At 60.1% G+C, this 17,643-nt stretch carries 15 protein-coding genes; 11 read left to right on the plus strand and 4 right to left on the minus strand.

The window, feature by feature from the left end:
• Positions 1-295: 295 nt before the first annotated feature.
• From HMA55_RS01305 to HMA55_RS01345, 9 genes are all read left to right on the plus strand, one after another.
• Positions 296-1,762 (plus strand): DUF3375 domain-containing protein, encoded by a 1,467-nt coding sequence (locus HMA55_RS01305; protein ID WP_181191281.1) that lies wholly within the window; start codon positions 296-298, stop codon positions 1,760-1,762.
• Positions 1,759-2,364 carry a DUF4194 domain-containing protein gene (locus tag HMA55_RS01310; protein ID WP_181191282.1) on the plus strand — a complete coding sequence of 202 codons (606 nt, stop codon included), beginning with the start codon at positions 1,759-1,761 and terminating at the stop codon, positions 2,362-2,364. The genes HMA55_RS01305 and HMA55_RS01310 overlap by 4 nt, the downstream gene beginning before the upstream one ends.
• Positions 2,361-5,654, plus strand: a complete 3,294-nt coding sequence (locus HMA55_RS01315) for an ATP-binding protein (RefSeq protein WP_181191283.1) — start codon at positions 2,361-2,363, stop codon at positions 5,652-5,654. Before HMA55_RS01310 ends, HMA55_RS01315 begins: the two co-directional genes overlap by 4 nt.
• A 10-nt stretch (positions 5,655-5,664) precedes the next feature.
• Positions 5,665-6,777 (plus strand): DUF3322 domain-containing protein, encoded by a 1,113-nt coding sequence (locus HMA55_RS01320; protein WP_181191284.1) that lies wholly within the window; start codon positions 5,665-5,667, stop codon positions 6,775-6,777.
• A 10-nt stretch (positions 6,778-6,787) separates the two neighbouring features.
• Positions 6,788-7,921 (plus strand): ImmA/IrrE family metallo-endopeptidase, encoded by a 1,134-nt coding sequence (locus tag HMA55_RS01325; protein WP_181191285.1) that lies wholly within the window; start codon positions 6,788-6,790, stop codon positions 7,919-7,921.
• Positions 7,922-7,924: 3 nt separating this feature from the next.
• Entirely contained in the window at positions 7,925-8,410 is a 486-nt protein-coding gene (locus HMA55_RS01330; protein ID WP_181191286.1) for a DUF4411 family protein, read from the plus strand.
• Positions 8,411-8,537: 127 nt separating this feature from the next.
• Positions 8,538-10,418 carry a DUF2075 domain-containing protein gene (locus HMA55_RS01335; protein ID WP_328700083.1) on the plus strand — a complete coding sequence of 627 codons (1,881 nt, stop codon included), beginning with the start codon at positions 8,538-8,540 and terminating at the stop codon, positions 10,416-10,418.
• 134 nt (positions 10,419-10,552) lie between these two features.
• Entirely contained in the window at positions 10,553-12,367 is a 1,815-nt protein-coding gene (locus HMA55_RS01340) for a DNA/RNA helicase domain-containing protein (protein WP_181191287.1), read from the plus strand.
• Positions 12,368-12,643: 276 nt separating this feature from the next.
• Complete coding sequence (locus tag HMA55_RS01345; RefSeq protein ID WP_374680598.1) at positions 12,644-12,997, plus strand: hypothetical protein; 354 nt, start codon at positions 12,644-12,646, stop codon at positions 12,995-12,997.
• A 165-nt stretch (positions 12,998-13,162) separates the two neighbouring features.
• Here HMA55_RS01345 and HMA55_RS01350 read toward each other — a convergent pair whose 3' ends face one another.
• The 4 genes from HMA55_RS01350 to HMA55_RS01365 form a co-directional block, all read right to left on the minus strand.
• Entirely contained in the window at positions 13,163-14,449 is a 1,287-nt protein-coding gene (locus HMA55_RS01350) for an SEC-C metal-binding domain-containing protein (RefSeq protein WP_181191288.1), read from the minus strand.
• 83 nt (positions 14,450-14,532) lie between these two features.
• Positions 14,533-14,889, minus strand: coding sequence for a hypothetical protein (locus tag HMA55_RS01355; protein ID WP_181191289.1), 357 nt, complete (start codon positions 14,887-14,889; stop codon positions 14,533-14,535).
• Between the two features lie 102 nt (positions 14,890-14,991).
• Entirely contained in the window at positions 14,992-15,261 is a 270-nt protein-coding gene (locus HMA55_RS01360) for a hypothetical protein (RefSeq protein ID WP_181191290.1), read from the minus strand.
• Positions 15,258-16,469 carry a TRAFAC clade GTPase domain-containing protein gene (locus HMA55_RS01365; protein WP_181191291.1) on the minus strand — a complete coding sequence of 404 codons (1,212 nt, stop codon included), beginning with the start codon at positions 16,467-16,469 and terminating at the stop codon, positions 15,258-15,260. Before HMA55_RS01365 ends, HMA55_RS01360 begins: the two co-directional genes overlap by 4 nt.
• A gap of 240 nt (positions 16,470-16,709) precedes the next feature.
• On the opposite strand from HMA55_RS01365, the gene HMA55_RS01370 reads away from it, so the two are divergent.
• Positions 16,710-16,931, plus strand: a complete 222-nt coding sequence (locus HMA55_RS01370) for a hypothetical protein (RefSeq protein WP_181191292.1) — start codon at positions 16,710-16,712, stop codon at positions 16,929-16,931.
• On the plus strand, positions 16,918-17,637 hold the full coding sequence (locus HMA55_RS01375; protein ID WP_181191293.1) for a hypothetical protein: 720 nt from the start codon (positions 16,918-16,920) through the stop codon (positions 17,635-17,637). The genes HMA55_RS01370 and HMA55_RS01375 overlap by 14 nt, the downstream gene beginning before the upstream one ends.
• Positions 17,638-17,643 lie beyond the last annotated feature (6 nt).

Genomic DNA, 17,643 nt, shown 5'->3' on the forward strand with positions numbered 1-17,643 from the left:
AATCCGTGTTTATACTTGAAAGCGGAGAAATTCGAAGCGGACCCGCCACCTAGAACACGAGGTGGCGGGTCATCTTTTTGCTCGGTGCCCCACACGCTGAAAAGGTGGAACCCTTTCGCCTGCTCGCACTCTAAATGGGGGGGTGGGTGAGTGCTCTACCGGTCTCGGGGGGGGGATGGACCGTGGGCGAAAGGGTTCGCAACAACGAATATAGACCATGAGTGGAGATGTGTCTAGGCGTAGCCGGGGCGCTGGCTCGGTGCAGGTGAGACGGGGTTATGGGATGATAGCCGGCATGAGTATCCAGGCTCGTGCGCTGACGTATAAGCGTCAGAAGGAGCAGTCAGCGGCCATCCGGCTGCTGCACGCCGATCACGCGCCTGTCCTGCTGGCCGTGTTGGCGGAACATTTCCCGCGCGGTGCGGAGGCTCGACCGGCGGAGCAGCTATACCAGCTCATGGCCGAAGATTTTGCAGTCCTGAGAGACACGTTCGAGCTTCCACGGACACCCCAGGCGTACTGCAACGAGTGGGTGAAAGCGGGCTGGCTCGTGCGCAAGTCCGGCACCAAGACAACGGGTGAGACTCTCGAGCCGAGCGAACAAGCGCTTACTGCACTGCAGATGATGGACAGTGTAAGTGCGCCGAGGTCGGCAGTGACGGCGAGCCGGGTAGCGTCGATAAGCAATGCATTGCAGGCGCTCGCGCGCGACACGGACCCAGACATAGACTCGCGCCTGCGACATCTCGAAGCCGAACGCAGGCGTATTGATGCGGAGATGGCGCAGGTGGAGCGTGGCGAGTTCGAGCTGCCCTCCCCCGCTGCCGTGCGTGAGCGGGTGGGTGACATCCTTGGTCAAGCCAGTGCGATCCCCGGCGACTTCGCCCGCGTGAGGCACGAGCTAGAAATGCTGAATTCACAGCTCCGCCGCCAACTTTTGGATCCGGATGGTTCCCGGGGTGATGTGCTCGATGAAATCTTCGCCGGCGTAGACCTGATCGGAGAATCTGATGCTGGTCGCAGCTTCAACGGGTTTTACTCGCTGGTGGTCGATCCGGAGCGTGGCGCCTGGCTAGACACATGGATCGGCCAAGTTCTTGAACGGACGGATGAGGAGACGATGTCGCCGGAAGAGCGGGCGAAGTTTCGCACGTTGTTCCGTGACATGGAGGATGCCGGATACGAGGTCAACCGTATGATGATGCGCCTCGCCCGAAATCTTCGCAACTACGTCGCTAGCGAGCAGTTCGCCGAAGACCGCCGCATGATCGAGCTGCTGCGCGACACACGCAAGCTCGCGGCCGATGCCGCGGAACGCGAGGAGCTGGCCGCAACCCACAAGATGAAGACCCCGCTGCAGCGCATCGGCATGCAGATTACGTCGGTATCGCAAATAAAACTCGCGGATCCGGGTGCGGAGGTCATCACCAGCACCGTAGAAGCCTTTGAACCCGGAGAGGGCGACCCCGACGCGCTCTACCAGGCGGTACGTGAAAGCGAAATCGACTTGGAGGAACTCATGGCGGCGGTGAAGGAGACGGTCGAAGGGACCGGAGGTGCGTCGATAGGCGAAGTGCTCGAGCGCCACCCGGCCACTCAAGGCCTGGGATCTGTGGTGGGTCTTGTGTATCTCGCGCTGCGGCATGGGCTGCGGCAGGAAGGCCACGAAAAGGTCCGCTTCGAGGAAGAAGACGGAAGTATCCGCTTAGCAGCGATCCCCCGCTGGTATTTCGATGACGCGGCAGTAGAGGACATGCAATGACGGAACCGCTGTGGACAGGCGACACAGGTACCTTGTCTGAAGAAACCCGGCGCGCCTTAGTGGATCTTCTCAAAGGGCCACTCATTACTGCGGACCGGAAGAAGGACACCTGGCACGCCATCACCACGGACACCGAGGCGCTTCGTTCGCGGCTGCATGACGTGTTCTTGGAGCTGGTGGTGGACGAGGATGCAGGTATCGCGTTCACGCGCCACGTTCGCCCGGACAACGACGAGGTGCAGGCGCCGCCGGTGCTACGCACCGAAGCGCTCACGCACCTTCAAACCGCGATCTTGCTGCAACTGCGACATGAGTTGGGTATGTCTGCACCGGGCGAGCGAGTGATCGTGGGCGACGACGAGCTGTACAACGCCATCAGTTACGTCCGCGCGGTGGACAACCGAGACGAATCCGGGTTCAAGAAACGGTTTAATGCGGCCGTGAACACGATCCGCAAATACAGCCTTCTCACGGACACGGAGACTGAGGGGCGCTGGGAGGTTTCGCCTGTGCTGCGCCACATTTTCGACGCAGACACAGTGCATGCGCTGCGTGAAGAGTATCTGCGCTTGGCGCGGCAGGAAGAAGGAGAGGAGCAATGACGGAGCAGTTTCGTCTCGCGCGCGTCCAGTTGGTGAACTGGGGCACGTTCGACGGCTACTACGACATCCCTGTGGGCACGCGCGGGTTCTTGGTCACCGGCGCGTCCGGATCGGGCAAGTCCACGCTGATCGACGCGTTCTCCGCCGTCCTAGTCCCACCTGGCAAACTGCGCTTCAACGCGGCCGCCCAGCAGGAGACGAGCCGCGACAAGGGGCGCAGCCGCGTGTCCTACATCCGCGGCGCGTGGCGCCGTAGCGAGGACCCGGCGACCGGTGAGATCCGCAGCCAGTACTTGCGCCCGGGCGCGACCGCCAGCATTGTCGCGTTGACCTACCGCGCCGGCACAGAGGTGGTGACACTTGCCGCGGTTTACCGGCTCAACGCGGGCCAACAACAGGAAGCACAGGTGAAAGCGCTCTATGGCATTTTCCCCAGCGAGGTTGATGTTGACGGGTTCGTGCCGTTGTTGCAGAACTCGCTGGACAAACGGAAGCTAGAGGCAAAGTACAAGACCGCAAATTCTGGCGTGACGTTCACGGAGCAGTACTCCGTGTTTGCCAACCGCTTCCGCTCGAAGCTGGGCATCGGCAGCGAGGAAGCACAAATGCTGCTGCACCGCACTCAATCCGCAAAATCCCTGGGCAGCATGGACGAGCTGTTCCGCAACTACATGCTGGACACGCCGCGCACGTTCCAGGTTGCCGAGGACGCCGTGGCCACGCACGAGGACCTGCGCCAGGCGTACGAGCGACTCGAGGATGTGCACGAGCAGATTGAGACGCTGGCTCCTCTGCCTGGTTTGCACTCGAAGCTCAAGAACGCGCAGGCGACGCAGGAGAACACCGCCGCGCTTTCCGCGGCCCTGCCACACGTGCGGCGCGCGATCGAAGCGAAGCAGCTGCGCGAGCGTATCGACGTCAGCTCCGCCCAGCTCGCCGCGTTGGATGTGAAGGCGCAATCCCTCGATGCCCGCAAAGAGGTGCAGCAGGAGGCGGAGCGGAGAGCCAGCGCGCAACGGGAGCAGGTTGCGGGGCAGAGCTTGGGCGAAATTGAACGTTCCATCGCTCGCGAGGAGCAAGAGCTCGCCAAGCGGATTGGGAAAGTGCGCGAACTGGCGGACATAGTGCAGCTGGACGGGGCGTTGGACGCCGAGCGTTTCTCGGAACTGAAAGCCCAGGCTTCAGCCGAGCTGGCTGCTGCGCCGGAACAGGAAGAGCGTCTGCGCGAAGCGTGGTTTGAGGCGCGGAGTGAGCAGGACGAGCTTGCTCGCGCGGAGGCGGCGGTGGAGGCGGAGTTGGCGTCGTTAGGCAAACGCTCCTCCAACATCGACCAGCGCTACGTGGACGTGCGTGCGCAGCTATGCGCGGATACGGGGCTTACGGTGCGCGAGCTGCCGTACGTGGGTGAGCTTATTGACGTGCTGCCGGAGCAGGCCGAGTGGGAACCGGTGATCCAGCGATTGCTCGGTGGGTTCGCGGCAACACTGCTGGTGCCGGCGGAGCGGGAGCACGAGGTGAGCAGCTGGGTAAACGGCCGTCACCTGAGCATGCGGCTGGAGTACCGCACCGTGCCCGAGGGCACGAATGCGCCGCGCGGCCCCAGTAACCCGCTCAGCTTGTTTTACAAGGTGCGCGTAGTGGAACATCCGATGCGCCCGTGGCTGATGCGCATGCTGGCTGGCACCTTCGACTACGCACTGGTACGTACCGTGGACGAGCTGGAACGTCAGGGCCAGCGCGCAGCCACTATCGATGGTTTGGAGCGCAACCCGGCAGATAAAACCGGCTCCAACAGGTACGTCAAGAATGACCGTCTCCGCCTGGGCGAGCGGCGTAACTACCGCCTCGGCTCCTCCAACAACGCCAAGGTGGAATTGTTGCGGGCGGAACTGGCGGAGGCGAAAAGCTCGACGACGGCGGCGCGGCACCGCCTGGCAGAGGTCCGGCGCAGACAGCAGGTGCTGGCCAGTGACGTGGACAAGGCGAAAAAGATTGACGCCCTGGAGTGGGCCAGCGTGGATTCTGCGAGTACGGAGGAGCAGTTGGCGGGTCTGCGCGCCGAGCTTGAGCGGCTCACTTCCTCCCCCGAAGCCAAGGAGTTGGAGCGGGCCTGGCGTGAGGCGGCCGAAACGTTGAAAGCGACTGAGCAGGAGTTACAGGGCGTGCGCGACGAGCTCGCGGTGGCCAGGCGAGCTGTGCAGGATGACCAGGCGCGTCTGAAGCAAAGCGAGGCCGCGCAGGTGGAGGTGGATCCGGAGTTGGCGGAGAAACTGGAGGTGATGCTGGCGGCCACCACGCGCCGTCTGACACCGGAGAATTTGAGTGACAGCGCCTTCAAAGTCACCGCGGAACTGGATGCGCAGACCAAGCAGGCGGGAAAGACGGTGACCGAATCCAGCAACGCCATCGTGAACATCTTGTCCAACTACAAGTCCCAGTGGTCCGCAGAGTCCGCAGACCTGCAGGCCTCCGCCGAGTTCGCCGGAGAGGCTATTGCGCGCTTGGAGATGCTGCGCTCGGACCGTCTGCCGGAGTTCCGCGGCCGCTTCCTGGATCTACTCAACGGGCAGTCCGTGATGCACCTGAGCAAAATCTCCACGGAGCTGCAGCGCGCGAGAGGCGACATTGAGACGAATCTTGCGCCCATCAACGCATCGCTGCGCCGCTCCCCGTATACCGAGGGACGCTTCCTGCAGATTGAGGTCCGCGATAACCGCGACCGCGTTGTGCGCGACTTCCTCCAAGACCTGCGGGAAGCGACCGCCGGCAGCCTGAGCGAGGCAGACGAGAAAACCGCCATCGAGCGGTATCACCGTCTAGCCAAGATCATGGACCGTCTCGGCTCCTCCGAGCGCGCTGATCGGAGTTGGCGCAACGTGGTGCTGGACACCCGCCGCCACGTGAAGTTCGTGGGCAACGAGGTGGATGCCGAGGGCACGGTGCACAACACCCATGTGGATTCCGCGTCGTTGTCCGGCGGCCAGGCGCAAAAGCTTGTGTTCTTCTGTCTGGCTGCGGCGTTGCGCTACCGCCTGGCAGGCGTGGACGCGGACGTTCCCCGCTACGCCACCGTGGTGCTCGACGAGGCCTTCGATCGCGCGGACCCCGTGTTTACCCGCACCGCTATGGACGTGTTTGAAAGCTTTGGCTTCCACATGGTCCTGGCCACGCCGATGAAGCTGATCAAGACGCTGTCCCCCTACGTGGACGGCACCATCGTGGTCCACTACACCGAGGACCCAGTCGCCCGTTCCACCTTTGAGCTCGTGGATACCCATGCGCCTTCCTAATCAGTTGCCTGTGAAGCTCAACATGGAGCTTTTGCTTCTCGACGAACCTACGGTCCTCTCCGTGCCATTGCATCCGCCAACACGCGCGCGGGTGCTCGCCGACGAGGCCGGTGCCCGGGAATTTGTCCGCGCCTGGCAAGCGTGGAAACCAGCTGAGGAGGTGGAGTGGGCTACTCGGTCTTGGGCGGGCCTGGGTAAACAGGACGTGCCCGTGCGCGTGACGCTTTCTGGGTGGGACCGCATTGCGGAGGTGGCTGACCGCGTCTCGGAGGTGGCGCTGGCCCGGGAGCGGTTTGCGGTGTTGATTGGGCTGTTTCCGGGCTGGCCGGGCTTTCGGGAGCGGGCGGCGCGCTCTTGGTCGTCGTGGCTCGCGTTGGAAGAGGAGGACTTCACCCGCCTGTGCCTCGCTCTACGATGGTTTCACGTGAAACCTTCTTCGGGTTTGCGCGCCCGGGCCGTGCCCATCGAAGGCCTGGACACGAAGTGGATCGCCGCGCACCGGGGGCTATTGCAACGCTTGCTTGGAGTGTCTGACCTTGGCTTGGCCGAGGGCGACCGGCTGATGCGGGTGCGGTTCCTGGATGGCACGCTCGCTCCCGCTGAGGGGTTGGTGGATGTGGCAGTGCCCTTCGGGTCGTTGGCGTTGCCGGACGGCCTGACGGTGGTCGTGGTGGAGAACAAAGAGACGTTCCTGGCGCTGCCCCAGGCTCCCGAGGGCTCAGGCGCAGTGCTGGTGTGGGGCTCCGGCTACACCGCTGGAGCGCTGCCGGAGCTGCCGTGGGTGCGCGGCGCACACCAGGTGCTGTACTGGGGCGACGCGGACGCGGACGGCTTCGCGATCTTGAACGCGCTGCGGTCGCGTTTGGCTGCCGACGGCGCTTCCGTTCCGATTGTCAGCGTGGCGATGGATGTGGAAACGGTGCAACGTTTCCTGCATCTCGCTGTAGCCGACCCAGGAGATACGACTCGGGTGCTCCCCCACCTCACCGATGATGAGGAACGCGCCCGCCGGTTCCTGGTCGCCTCCGGTGCGAAGCGTTTGGAGCAGGAGCGCGTGTCGTTGGAGTGGGCGCTGGCGATGCCGGAGTTTGCTGCGGTGTGGGGATATCGGCGGCTAGGTTAAACTCCCTGCCATGAGCACAGTCAGGGTCAATATCCAGCCCCACATGCTCGCGTGGGCACTGGATAGCACTGGCCTGCCAGAAGCCGAGTTGGAGAAGCGGTTTCCGAAGCTTCCACAGTGGCGCTCGGGTGAAAGCCGGCCAACATTGCCCCAGGCCAGGAAATTGGCCAAGCTTGCCCGCATTCCGTTTGGCCGACTGCTGCTGGATGAGCCGACGGGCGAAAGAGTGGGTGTGACGGACTTTCGGACCGTCGGAAACCGGGCGATGGGCAACGTGAGTGCCGATTTGCGGGAGACTATCCGTGCGAGCCAGAACCGGCTCGCTTGGTACGCCGATTTCGCGGCAGAGGAGGGTATCGCCCCGCCGGCAATGTATGCCTCGGCCACGGTTGGGAATGATCCAGCTGAAGCAGCGGAACGAACCAGGGAGCATCTGGGTATTGAGCGAGGAAAACCACTCCCGGGAAGCGACAAAGTAGCCGAGCTCGCTGCGGCCATGGAGGATGATGGAATCCTCGTGGCGAGAAACTCGATTGTCGGAAACACCACTTCGAGGAGACTCAGCGTCGGCGAGTTCCGGGGCTTCACAATCGAAGACGGTGGTTACGTTTTGGTGTTCGTAAACACCGCGGACGCCAAGACTGCCCAGTTGTTCAGCTTGGCTCACGAACTGGGCCACGTTGTACTAGGTCGAACCGGTATCTCTGACCATTCTGAGCATGCGGAAGTTGAACGTTGGTGCAACAGGTTTGCGGCTGCGTTGATTGCTCCGGCGGAGGCAGTGGAACGTCTCTACACTGACGCAGACTTGCTGGATTCAGTTACTCGGCTTTCGCAACGGTTCGGTCTAAGCCGGGAAGCGATGCTCTGGCGGCTAGTTGAGCTGGGCTTCACCTCGCGCGAAGAGGCTGCGAACGTGGTGGGGTTGCTCAAAGCAGGGCCAACAGATCAGTGCGAAAGCGGTGGCGCTCCTCCGTTTCACGTATTGGTACGCTCGCGCGTCGGCGGCCGTTTCTTCGACACGGTCACTCACGCTTGGAGCCATGGGCAGATTACGGAAAGAGATGCGGCACGCTACCTCGGTGCCAGCAGTTATGCCTCGCTCTCCAAGCTCGCAGCGGTACAGCACGGGAAAGCGGTGTGATCCGTGTACCTCGTAGATACAAATTTTCTGGGGCAAATGGTGTCCGTGTATCCGCAGGACGTTTTTCCATCGCTGTGGACGGAGCTGGAGACGAGCCTCTTCTCCCCTGAAATCTATTTCCATGTGGAGGTTCACAATGAAATGAAGAAGTGGGCCCATCCCGCGCTGAATTGGTATCTGAAGTTTTTGCAGCCATCTCAGGTTCTCAGCCCGGATGACGATGAGCTACTTGCTTATGGTGCCGTCAGCGACTGGGTGGTGAACAAACGAAAACCCGTTTATACCGATGCCGCTATCGACGGATTCCTCGACACCGCGGACCATTGGATCGTAGCGTCTGCACATCGTCACGGGGCGACCTTAGTTACCAACGAGGTACCAGCGCCGGATGGAAAGAAAAAGGTAAAGATTCCTGATGCAGCGGCTGCGTTCAAAGTACCTTGCATCAACACTCTCGAGTTTATTCGGGAACTCAGGGTCAGCGTGTAGTTGCAATGACGCACTGCTGAAGTCCCATCGTTTGTAGAAGCGAACTTTGACGACTTAGATACTGATACCCTCACTTAAGTAATCGCGACCCCGACAGGCTTCTTTCCCGCTGGTCAGATAGGCCTCCATGTCGCACGATTTGTCGTGCACGGAGGCTGTCATGGCGGGCTTGCGCCTGAACGCTCGGGAGCTCATGCGGGTCGCACGCGATCCCGATTCGCTGGTGGAAACAATGCTGCAGCAGTACATGAGCGACTACCAGACCGCCGTCGGGGAATCAGAGCAACGCTCGTGGCGCAACAGCTTGCCGGCGCTTGCGGAGGATCTGGCTGCGGCTGGGTTGGATGCGGTAGATGTTCTGCTGGAGTACGCGCTTCCGCTCACGTCGCAGCGTGCAGACGTCATCTTGGCAGGTACTCACCCGGCAACCGGGAACCCGTCCTTCGTCGTCGTGGAGTTGAAGCAGTGGACCTCAGCCGAACCCTTTGAGGGGGACGACGCGCTCGTCTCTGTGACGGGCCTCCCAGAACCGGTGCTCCACCCGGCCCGTCAGGTGGACGGTTACCGGCGATACCTCACCAACTATCTGGTCAATCTGCATGACCACGAAGAATGGGTGGGCGCGGTGGCATACCTGCATGGTGCGCAAAACGACGAAGGCGTGGCCGGGATTCTCGAGGGTGGGGATGCGCCGGTGTTTACCGGAGGGCGTCGAGAAGCATTGCGCTCCTATTTGCGGGAGAGGCTCGGCGGCGCAGGCACCGCGGAGGTGCTGCTGTCGTCGAGCGTGCGGCCGTCGACCAAGTTGATGCAAGTCGCCGCTGACGAGGTGCGCGATCGTGAACAGTTCGTCTTGCTGGGTAAACAGCAGCTGGCGGTGGACTTGATCCGGCATGAGGTGGAGCGAGCCGGGACGACGAAACGGGTCATTGCGGTGTCCGGCGGCCCGGGTAGCGGCAAGTCCGCAATCGCACTCTCTGCGCTGGGCGAGCTGGCCAGGGAGGGCAAGGCCGTCCTGCACGCGACGGGATCGAGGTCGTTCACGCAGACCATGCGCAAAGTTGCGGGGCACCGGAGCAGGGACACGCAAAGCCTGTTCAAGTACTTCAACTCGTTCACCAAGGCAATGCCGGACGAGATCGACGTGCTTATCGCGGATGAAGCGCACCGCATCCGCCAGACGTCCAACAACCGGTTCACCAAGGCCGCGGACCGCAGCGACCGCCTGCAGATCGACGAGCTCATCTCCGCCGCCCGCGTCCCGGTGTTCCTGCTCGACGACCACCAGGTGGTACGCAAAGGCGAGCTGGGCACGGTGCGCGACATCGAGGCCTTTGCGCGTGCGCAGGGGCACGAGGTTGTACGCATCGAACTGGACGAGCAATTCCGGTGCGGCGGATCCGCCGCGTACGTGGAGTGGGTGGAGCAGATTCTCGGGCTTAACGACGGCGTTCCGTTCGAAGCTGCGCTGCCCGAAGACGACCCGTTTGTGGTCGAGGTGGTCGATTCCCCGTGGGAACTCGAACGGCGCCTGCGCGAGCGCAACAACAACGGTTACACCGCCCGCATCGCTGCCGGGTACTGCTGGAAGTGGTCGGATGCCAAACGGGAGAGCCTGGTCGACGACGTGGTGATCGGCGACTGGGCCCGGCCGTGGAACAACAAGGAGGACCGCCGTGTCGGTACCGCTCCCCCGTCCGCGTTGTGGGCGACGCAGGATGGCGGCTTCGACCAGGTCGGATGCGTGTATACCGCCCAGGGTTTCGAGTTCGACTGGTCGGGCGTGATCATCGGTCCCGATCTGGTGTGGCGCGACGGGCGTTTTGAAACCGTTCGATCAGCGAACAAAGACCCGCACTTCCGCAACCCGAAGACGGTGCCGGACGAAGACTTCGACCTGTTGGTGCGCCATGTGTACAAAGTGCTGCTGACGCGGGGGATGATCGGTACCATCTTGTATTCACCGGATGCTCAGACCCGCGAGGCGCTGCGCACCCTGTTGAACTGATCCGACCCCCTTCGGGCCCAACGGACTTCCCCGCCGGACATGTCCTCACCCCGCGTAACGCAGATGAGGCATGCCCCGTGGACGCTTTTCCCAAGCCATATATCCAACGAGTCCGGTACGACGACCAATTCGCAGTGAGCTTAGAGACGGCCTACGGCGAGCGCGCCGAAGACGAGCGCGCAGATTGGATCACCCACCAGTTGAACTTTCCCACCGTGTACGTGGTCCGCAGCCGCCGGGAGTATGAGCACGGGTACCGGTACAAGGTGTACGTCGGCGAGACCAACGACATTCAGAAGCGCACCCGCCAGCATCTTTTCCAGGACATCAAGACGCGGCCTGATTGGAGGGAGTTCAGTGAGGCGGAGGACGTGGAGATGTATGTAATCGGCCACCCGTACTTCAACAAGTCTCTCACTCTCGACGTGGAGAACCGGTTCCTGCATTACCTGGAATCGTGCAAGTCAGTGGAGCGCCGCAACAACCGGCGCACGAATGAGCAGCGCGACTACTTCACCTACGAGCATCTGGACCAGTTGTTCGATGAAGTTTGGGAGGAACTCCACCGGGTCGAGCCAGAGCTTTTTGAGTCCAAGGAAGCGATCACCTCCTCCGCGATCTTCAAGGCATCGCCATTTCAGAAGCTCAACGAGGAGCAGCTCACCGCGCAGAATCAGATCTTCGAAGCCGTGAACAACGCGTTGGAAGGCGGCGTGGGTGACGATGTGTTGGACCATAAGCTGATCTTGGTCTCCGGTGAGGCAGGGTCCGGCAAGACCGTACTGATCAGCAGCATTTTCAACGGCATCATGATGGGCGTGGAAGATGAGGACGAGCGCTTCCGTGCTCTAGCTGCAGGGCTCGACCTGGACGGCACCGGCATCGACGGGTACCTCGTCTCGGGCCACAAGAACGATGGTGGGCAGCTGGCGGTGTACAAGGAGATCATTAAGAAGGCGGGCATCCCCGACTCACGTAAAGGTGGCGACCGGGAGCGCGTGTACAGCCCCACCCAGTTCATTAACCGCTTCTCTCCCGACGACCCCGCGGATGTCGTGCTTATCGACGAGGCGCACCTCCTGCTCACTCAGAAAGCGCTCGGCTACTTTCACGATCAACCGCAAATCGAGGCGATTCTGGACCGCGCCAAGGTCGTCGTGGCGGTGTACGACCCGAAGCAGACTCTGGAAACCCCGCAGCACTGGGAGGTTCCCGTCGAGGACTACTTCGCCGACCGCATGGCTCAGCCGGCGATTCGATTGACCAACCAGATGCGTCTGAACGCGGACCGGGAGACGATCAAGTGGATTCGCACGTTCGTGGACAAGGGCGTGATTCTGCCAGTGCACGCGGATTCGCAGGGTTACGACCTACGCATCTTTGATAGCCCTCATGCTTTGGATGCTGCGATCCGGGAGAAGGACTCGGCAGTTGAGAACAACCTGTCCCGCTTGATCGCCACCTACGACTGGCCGTATAGCGCTGCGAAGAAGAACGAGAACGACCCCGACGGTTGGTGGTACGTCAACGTGGAGCACGAGACCGGCAGTCTGCGCCGGCCGTGGAACCTGCAGTTACGAGAAGAACGCAACGAGCGTCGCATCGCCTACCGCAAGGCCTGGTCGGAAACGCCATCCACGATCGGCGAGATTGGATCCACCTACACAATTCAAGGTTTCGATCTGAACTACGCAGGCGTGATTCTCGGACCCTCAGTGAAGTATCGGAATGGTCGCGTGGTGTTCGACCCGTCCGAGTCTGCCCACAAGAAGGCTGTGCAGAATCGCGTACTCGCAGACGGCTCGCGTGAGTCGTTTGGAGAAGAGATGCTGCAGAACGAGCTCAATGTGCTGATGACCCGCGGCACCCGGGGTATGTTCATCTACGCGGTGGATGAACAGTTGCGGGAAGCGCTGTTGGAGGCGCAGCGAGCTTCAACAGCGGATTAGACAACCAGAAGATTACCGGGATCTGTATCGTTTGCGCTGGCGCCGAGCAGTGCTCCAGCCGGTTCGGCGCGCGTGAGAGCCCGGGGCGTCGGGGCGCATCATAGACTCGCTCAACGTTTGGAATAGCCGAGCCGTTGAAGTGTTTGATGGCTTCCCAGGGAGGCCAAAACTAAGCTTCGAGAGTGCAGTGAGGTTCCCATCGGATTGGCGATCTCTCGACCTCTGGGCTGCGGGATAGCAGAAGGTTGTGGGGAACCCTGGGGCGTCGATAAGCCTTTGCGAAAGGATGAGGAGCGTCGGGCTGCGCAGGTGGAGATTGATGCGATTGTGGCGTTGTCGTTGGGTGTGACGGCGGATGAGTTGTGCATGATTTACCGGACGCAGTTTCCGGTGATGTGTCGTTATGACCAGGAGGATTGGTTTGATGTGAATGGTCGGAAGGTGCGGAAGGAGATTGTCAAGGCGGACGCGAAGTTGAAGGATGGTGCGGAGTTGTCGGTGGCGGATCGGACGTGGACGCATCCTCAGTCGGGTGTGGAGTACGTCTACGAGTACCTGTTTCGGCAGCTGGACCGGGAGGCGGATATGCGGGAGGCGTATGCGCGGTTTGAGGGGGTGGCGCGGGAGTGAGCACGTTCGAAGAGAGCAGCCCAACCGTCGGGAACGGGTGCTATGGGCTGCCTGTAGCTCGGTTGGCGGCCGCACACTTCAAGCGATATGAGTATTTGGGAGTGTACGCTGCTCACTAAAGAGATTGCGTCGCGGCATTAAGAGTCTTGTACTGAGCCAAGTTGCTTAGTCCCACCGTTCGATCATTTGGGCCAACGCCTCCATTATCGGATTGGGATGGTCGAGGTCCAATCTGCAGAGGTTGATCGCCGGTGCGAGCTGTTCCCGGAGGTTCAAAAGGAAAGTTTTCACGTCGATCGAGAACTGAGGCTGGACCTCTGACACACCCGCGATTGCTCGAATAAAGTCACCCGCCAGCGCCGTTGAGACGACCATGGCTATGAGGGATGGATCGAGTTGATCGAACGGATCGGGATCGTCAAAGAGGAGAGGCGCACTCAGGACGTCGACATGGGCGTATTGACAAGCTACGACGTAGAAGAGTGAATATAATTCTTTAACATAGCTAGGTGCCGAGTCTGCTAAGGCTAAGTCGGATACCCGCAGCACAACCGATATGCGTTCCCCGGTGACACGGTGAACCACATGGTTGAAATTCGTTCGACCATCTGGGTATTGCCCGAAACTATAGTCCTCTTCATTTGACTTGGGCGCGATACTTTTCCAAAAGAAGGACTCATCAGACACGATTCGGTCCAGGAAAAGAGTATTCTCGTAGAAGCTCCTAGCCAGGGCATATACGCTTTCAGGATGACCCGCTTGGGAAAGCAAATCGATAGATTTTGCAGTTTTCTTAAACCTCAGCGCAGAAAAGAGTGCGTAATCTAAGGGCGTTTTTAGCTTGAAATTTGCGCCGCTAAAGCGAGAAGGCGACAGGCGGGGCTGAACATATTCGACTGGAAGGTGTCTTGACAGGAAGTCTGTGACGACCATGTTGATTTGCGACGAGGCAAATTCCGTAACGTCCCGTAGGTATGCATTGCCCTTGGAGACGAAGGCAAGTGCATCCAGGTTGCCATTTTCAGCGCTTCCATTGAGCGTTTCTTTATACAAATCAACGTGCTCCGTGAACGCGTCCAGGTCGGAGTCCGGAATACTGTCGACGTTGAATTCCGTTACGATTAAACCATCCGTCCTTGTAAACGCATACGCGTATGACTCGTCTAGACCGGCCCTGATGAGGTGACGTGCCATACTGTACACCGAATCGGTCGGATCCGTGACGTGCCCAAATAGCGTCTCACTTTTCTCTAGCCGTCTCCCGTATAGATCCTCAAACGCTTGACTAACGCCGCCGAGTGCGTCGAGCATTTCTTCATCGACTGTCAGGACACGAACTAGTTCCCCATTCGCGTTATATTCGTACGAAAAGTTTTTGAGGGCGCAACAGGTCGAATATGGTTTTCCGGATCCACAGGGGCAGGTGCCATGTGGATCGAAGTCCTCAGGCATCCTGCCCATAGCTGACCTTTCTCTCAAGTAGCGATGTTTACGTAATCTTCATGTAGCTATCTAGAGGCGAGTTCAATCTTGCACTAGAGCGGCAGTTGGACTGCGCCTTGTGATACAGCAGCACCACCAAGAGCGACGAGGATGAGTGCCACCACACCGGTGCCGATCAGAATGTCAGCCGTGGTGCCGGGGGCACGGTCCTTTGCCCAGTCCTGCTGGAAAGACGAAGCATATGGGGCCAGCTTCTCGCGCTGCTCCGTTGCCGTGCCCTTCATGAGGTTTCGAACCCAAGGCCTCGCCTCGTAGTACTCATCGTAGGCGTATCCAATTCCCTGGTTTCCGCTGATATCGCTAGAACGTTTCTCGGAGGCGTTGGCAGGCATGGCCACTAGAGAGAGTGCGGTGATTGCGGCGAGAGATGCCACGGAGTAGCGCCTCATTTCGTCTCCTTTAGCTGGGAAGCGGACCTATATGACAGATGCATTCTACCTCTGAACAAGCTGGCTGCTTATCGGGAAAACGTTGAGACAGGCCTCGGGAATCTAGTACTTGCGGGCGAACTCGTCGGCAACGAGCGGCCACACGTCTTCCGCGGAGGGGGTTTTCGGGGCGTCGAAGAACACGAAATCGTGCTCGATGACTCGTCCGGCTCGGTCAGTGCGACCTTCGGGGTCCTCGAAACGAACGGCAGTCAGCGTCGGGTTCGCGCCTTCGAACGCTGCTTCGTATGTGGGCAGGGGGTCGGTAAGGCCTCCGTCTCGAAGGAACGTGAAACCCCAGTCCCTGCCCCGGGTCGCCCAGATGAATCTCACGCCCGCCTCCTGACCAAGACGCCTTGTTCTTCTGCCTGAGCGAGCGTGGCTTCGAAATTCAGAAGTGCTGCCTGAAGGTACTCATGTTTCGCCTTCGCGTTCTCTTCGAGGCGCTTCAATTGATCCGATCCGAGTAGTGCCGCAGCGCTGAGGAATGCGGCTAATTTAGCGATGCTATTTATGTGCTTCATGCCCGGAAACTTTTTCAGCAGCGGGTTCGCAAGTGCCTTTCCAGCTAGGGCCTTTGGACCAAGCTTGTGCTTGCCGGTAAGTTCCGTGAACTTCACCAACGTCTGATGTGCTTTGCGGGCGGGCAAGATTTTGCGTTCTTCCCAGCGTGCGAAATGGTTGATCGGAAGTAGCAGCGTAAGCGGCACGATGGTGTCGAGACCGATAGTCGTATCGGTGTCGATGCGGTCCGGACTGAACTGCGCAGAAGAGAGCCGAAAAAAGTCCTCCCCGAGCGCCACTGCACCACCCATAACCAGCTGCCCGATATCTGAACGGAGCTGATTGACTTCGTCGGCGGCGTGGAGGGTGACAAGGTCGGCAAACTGCGATGCGGTGAGGTCCGGGAGCAGATCGGCCTTTGAGAGGGTGATTACCCAGATGCGTGGGAAGTCCACCAAGAGCTTTCCATCAGGAACCAGGTCTGTGCGCATCCTCTGGATCGACTCGCGGTAGTTACCGAGGACGGATTTGAGATATCGGGCCTGGGTGTCGGGGTCGGTGGTGAGCCGTGAGGCGTCGATAAGCAAAAGTGCGACGTCGGAGCCCATGAGCGTTGCGATAGTGTCCTTCTGGCGCCGCTTCTCCTCCGGAGTACCGGGTGTTTCCTCCAACCACTCCCCCGGGTAATCGTGCCACACGAGCGATACCTGTTTCGGCGTTGGAGCCTTCTTCGCCTTCGGATCGATGGGCTGGTTTACGGAGACCTCAAACTCGAAAGAATTCTTCTTGAACCGGTTCGCCGGAGGCGTTCGGTTCAGATCTCGCATGCCGAGGTAGACCTGCCGAAGGGAGCCGTGCTGTGACGCGTCCTTTGCAGTGATGCGATAGGCACTGCTGGCGATGGTGCTGGGCTCGGTCATATGGCCGTAGAACGACGACAAGAGCACCGTTTTGCCGCTGCCGCTCTCACCGAAAACAGCGAGATGCTGGGTGTCGGAGGTCGCGTTGTTGCTGGGGAGGATGTTTGGGAGGGCCATTGGGGTGTCCTGGGGGGGTGGGTGGTCTTTGAGCTACATCGTATCGAGGCAGTACAGATGGTTAGTGGAGCGGCCAGAAGCGGGGGCTGGAAGGAGCACGTAAGCGCGGTTTGAGGGGTGGGTTAAACGCCCACTAGGGAGAGAAGCACGAGCGCATCTGTCTCGTCGAGATCAGTGTTTGCGCGCTGTTGGTTATTATTCGGGACTAGAACGATAACCCAGCGAGCTGAGGTGATTGACATGGCGATAGAAATTAAGACCACCAACAACAAGGAACTCTGGGAGAAGAAGCGAGACTATCTCGCTGCTCTCCGCAGGTCTACACGCCAGCCCTCTGCGAGCATTGAAGAACTACGTGCGCTCGCCCACTCGGGCATGCTAGATAACTCCGAGCGGGCCTTGTACGACGATTTAAGCGTCGTATTGATGCTGCTGGGTGAGGGACAACTTGAATCTGCGTGACGAGGCTGGGCTGTTTCTCGATGAGGTGAGAAACACGCTTATAGATGCTCTCCCACTCGCATCTGAAGGGGATATCGAAACAGAGGCGTGGCTTAACGCCGATACGAACATCGTTGTCGGTGAATTTGATGCCCCGGTTATCCACGGTGCCGGTCAGCTCGAAAGCCAAGTTGATAGCCAAGACTACAGCCAGCTATTCCGCGTCATCGTCCGTTACGAATTAACTTCCGATTCCACCGGCACGTTCCTCGCCGTGGAAAGAAGCAAATTCGAGCTGCGGGTAGCTACGTCCCCAGGCATACGGTTTGAATACGAACGGGGGTACACCAGCGCTCCATGCGCCCACATTCATTACTCGGGAGTCACTGGATTGCTGAGCCCGGCTCTAATGCAAAACTTCCAGGGGAAGTCTGGAAACCCGAGGAAGAAAGGACGGCTGGAAGAACTGCACTTACCGGTGGGTGGCAGACGGTTTCGCCCGTCGCTCGAAGAATTCCTTTACTCCGTTATCGCTGAGTGCGGGTTTCGAGGCAAACCGGGCTGGGAGCCGGCCTTGCTGCGACGGCGGCAAGAATGGTTGTTTAAGCAAACGGCCGCTGCAGCAAGGGACTACCCGGAAGCCGCGGCAAAGTCGCTGGAGGAGCTCGGATTCTCAGTCACGCCTCCGGCAGGGTTCTCTCCACGAGTGATTGACGCAAAATGGTAGGGAAAA

The sequence above is a fragment of the Corynebacterium wankanglinii genome, assembly GCF_013601005.1.
Lineage (GTDB): Bacteria > Actinomycetota > Actinomycetes > Mycobacteriales > Mycobacteriaceae > Corynebacterium > Corynebacterium wankanglinii.

Coding starts and splice junctions, on each gene's coding strand:
- HMA55_RS01305 (WP_181191281.1), top strand. CDS start 296: ATGAGTATCCAGGCTCGTGCGCTGACGTATAAGCGTCAGAAGGAGCAG.
- HMA55_RS01310 (WP_181191282.1), top strand. CDS start 1,759: ATGACGGAACCGCTGTGGACAGGCGACACAGGTACCTTGTCTGAAGAA.
- HMA55_RS01315 (WP_181191283.1), top strand. CDS start 2,361: ATGACGGAGCAGTTTCGTCTCGCGCGCGTCCAGTTGGTGAACTGGGGC.
- HMA55_RS01325 (WP_181191285.1), top strand. CDS start 6,788: ATGAGCACAGTCAGGGTCAATATCCAGCCCCACATGCTCGCGTGGGCA.
- HMA55_RS01335 (WP_328700083.1), top strand. CDS start 8,538: ATGTCGCACGATTTGTCGTGCACGGAGGCTGTCATGGCGGGCTTGCGC.
- HMA55_RS01350 (WP_181191288.1), bottom strand. CDS start 14,449: ATGCCTGAGGACTTCGATCCACATGGCACCTGCCCCTGTGGATCCGGA.
- HMA55_RS01355 (WP_181191289.1), bottom strand. CDS start 14,889: ATGAGGCGCTACTCCGTGGCATCTCTCGCCGCAATCACCGCACTCTCT.
- HMA55_RS01365 (WP_181191291.1), bottom strand. CDS start 16,469: ATGGCCCTCCCAAACATCCTCCCCAGCAACAACGCGACCTCCGACACC.
- HMA55_RS01370 (WP_181191292.1), top strand. CDS start 16,710: ATGGCGATAGAAATTAAGACCACCAACAACAAGGAACTCTGGGAGAAG.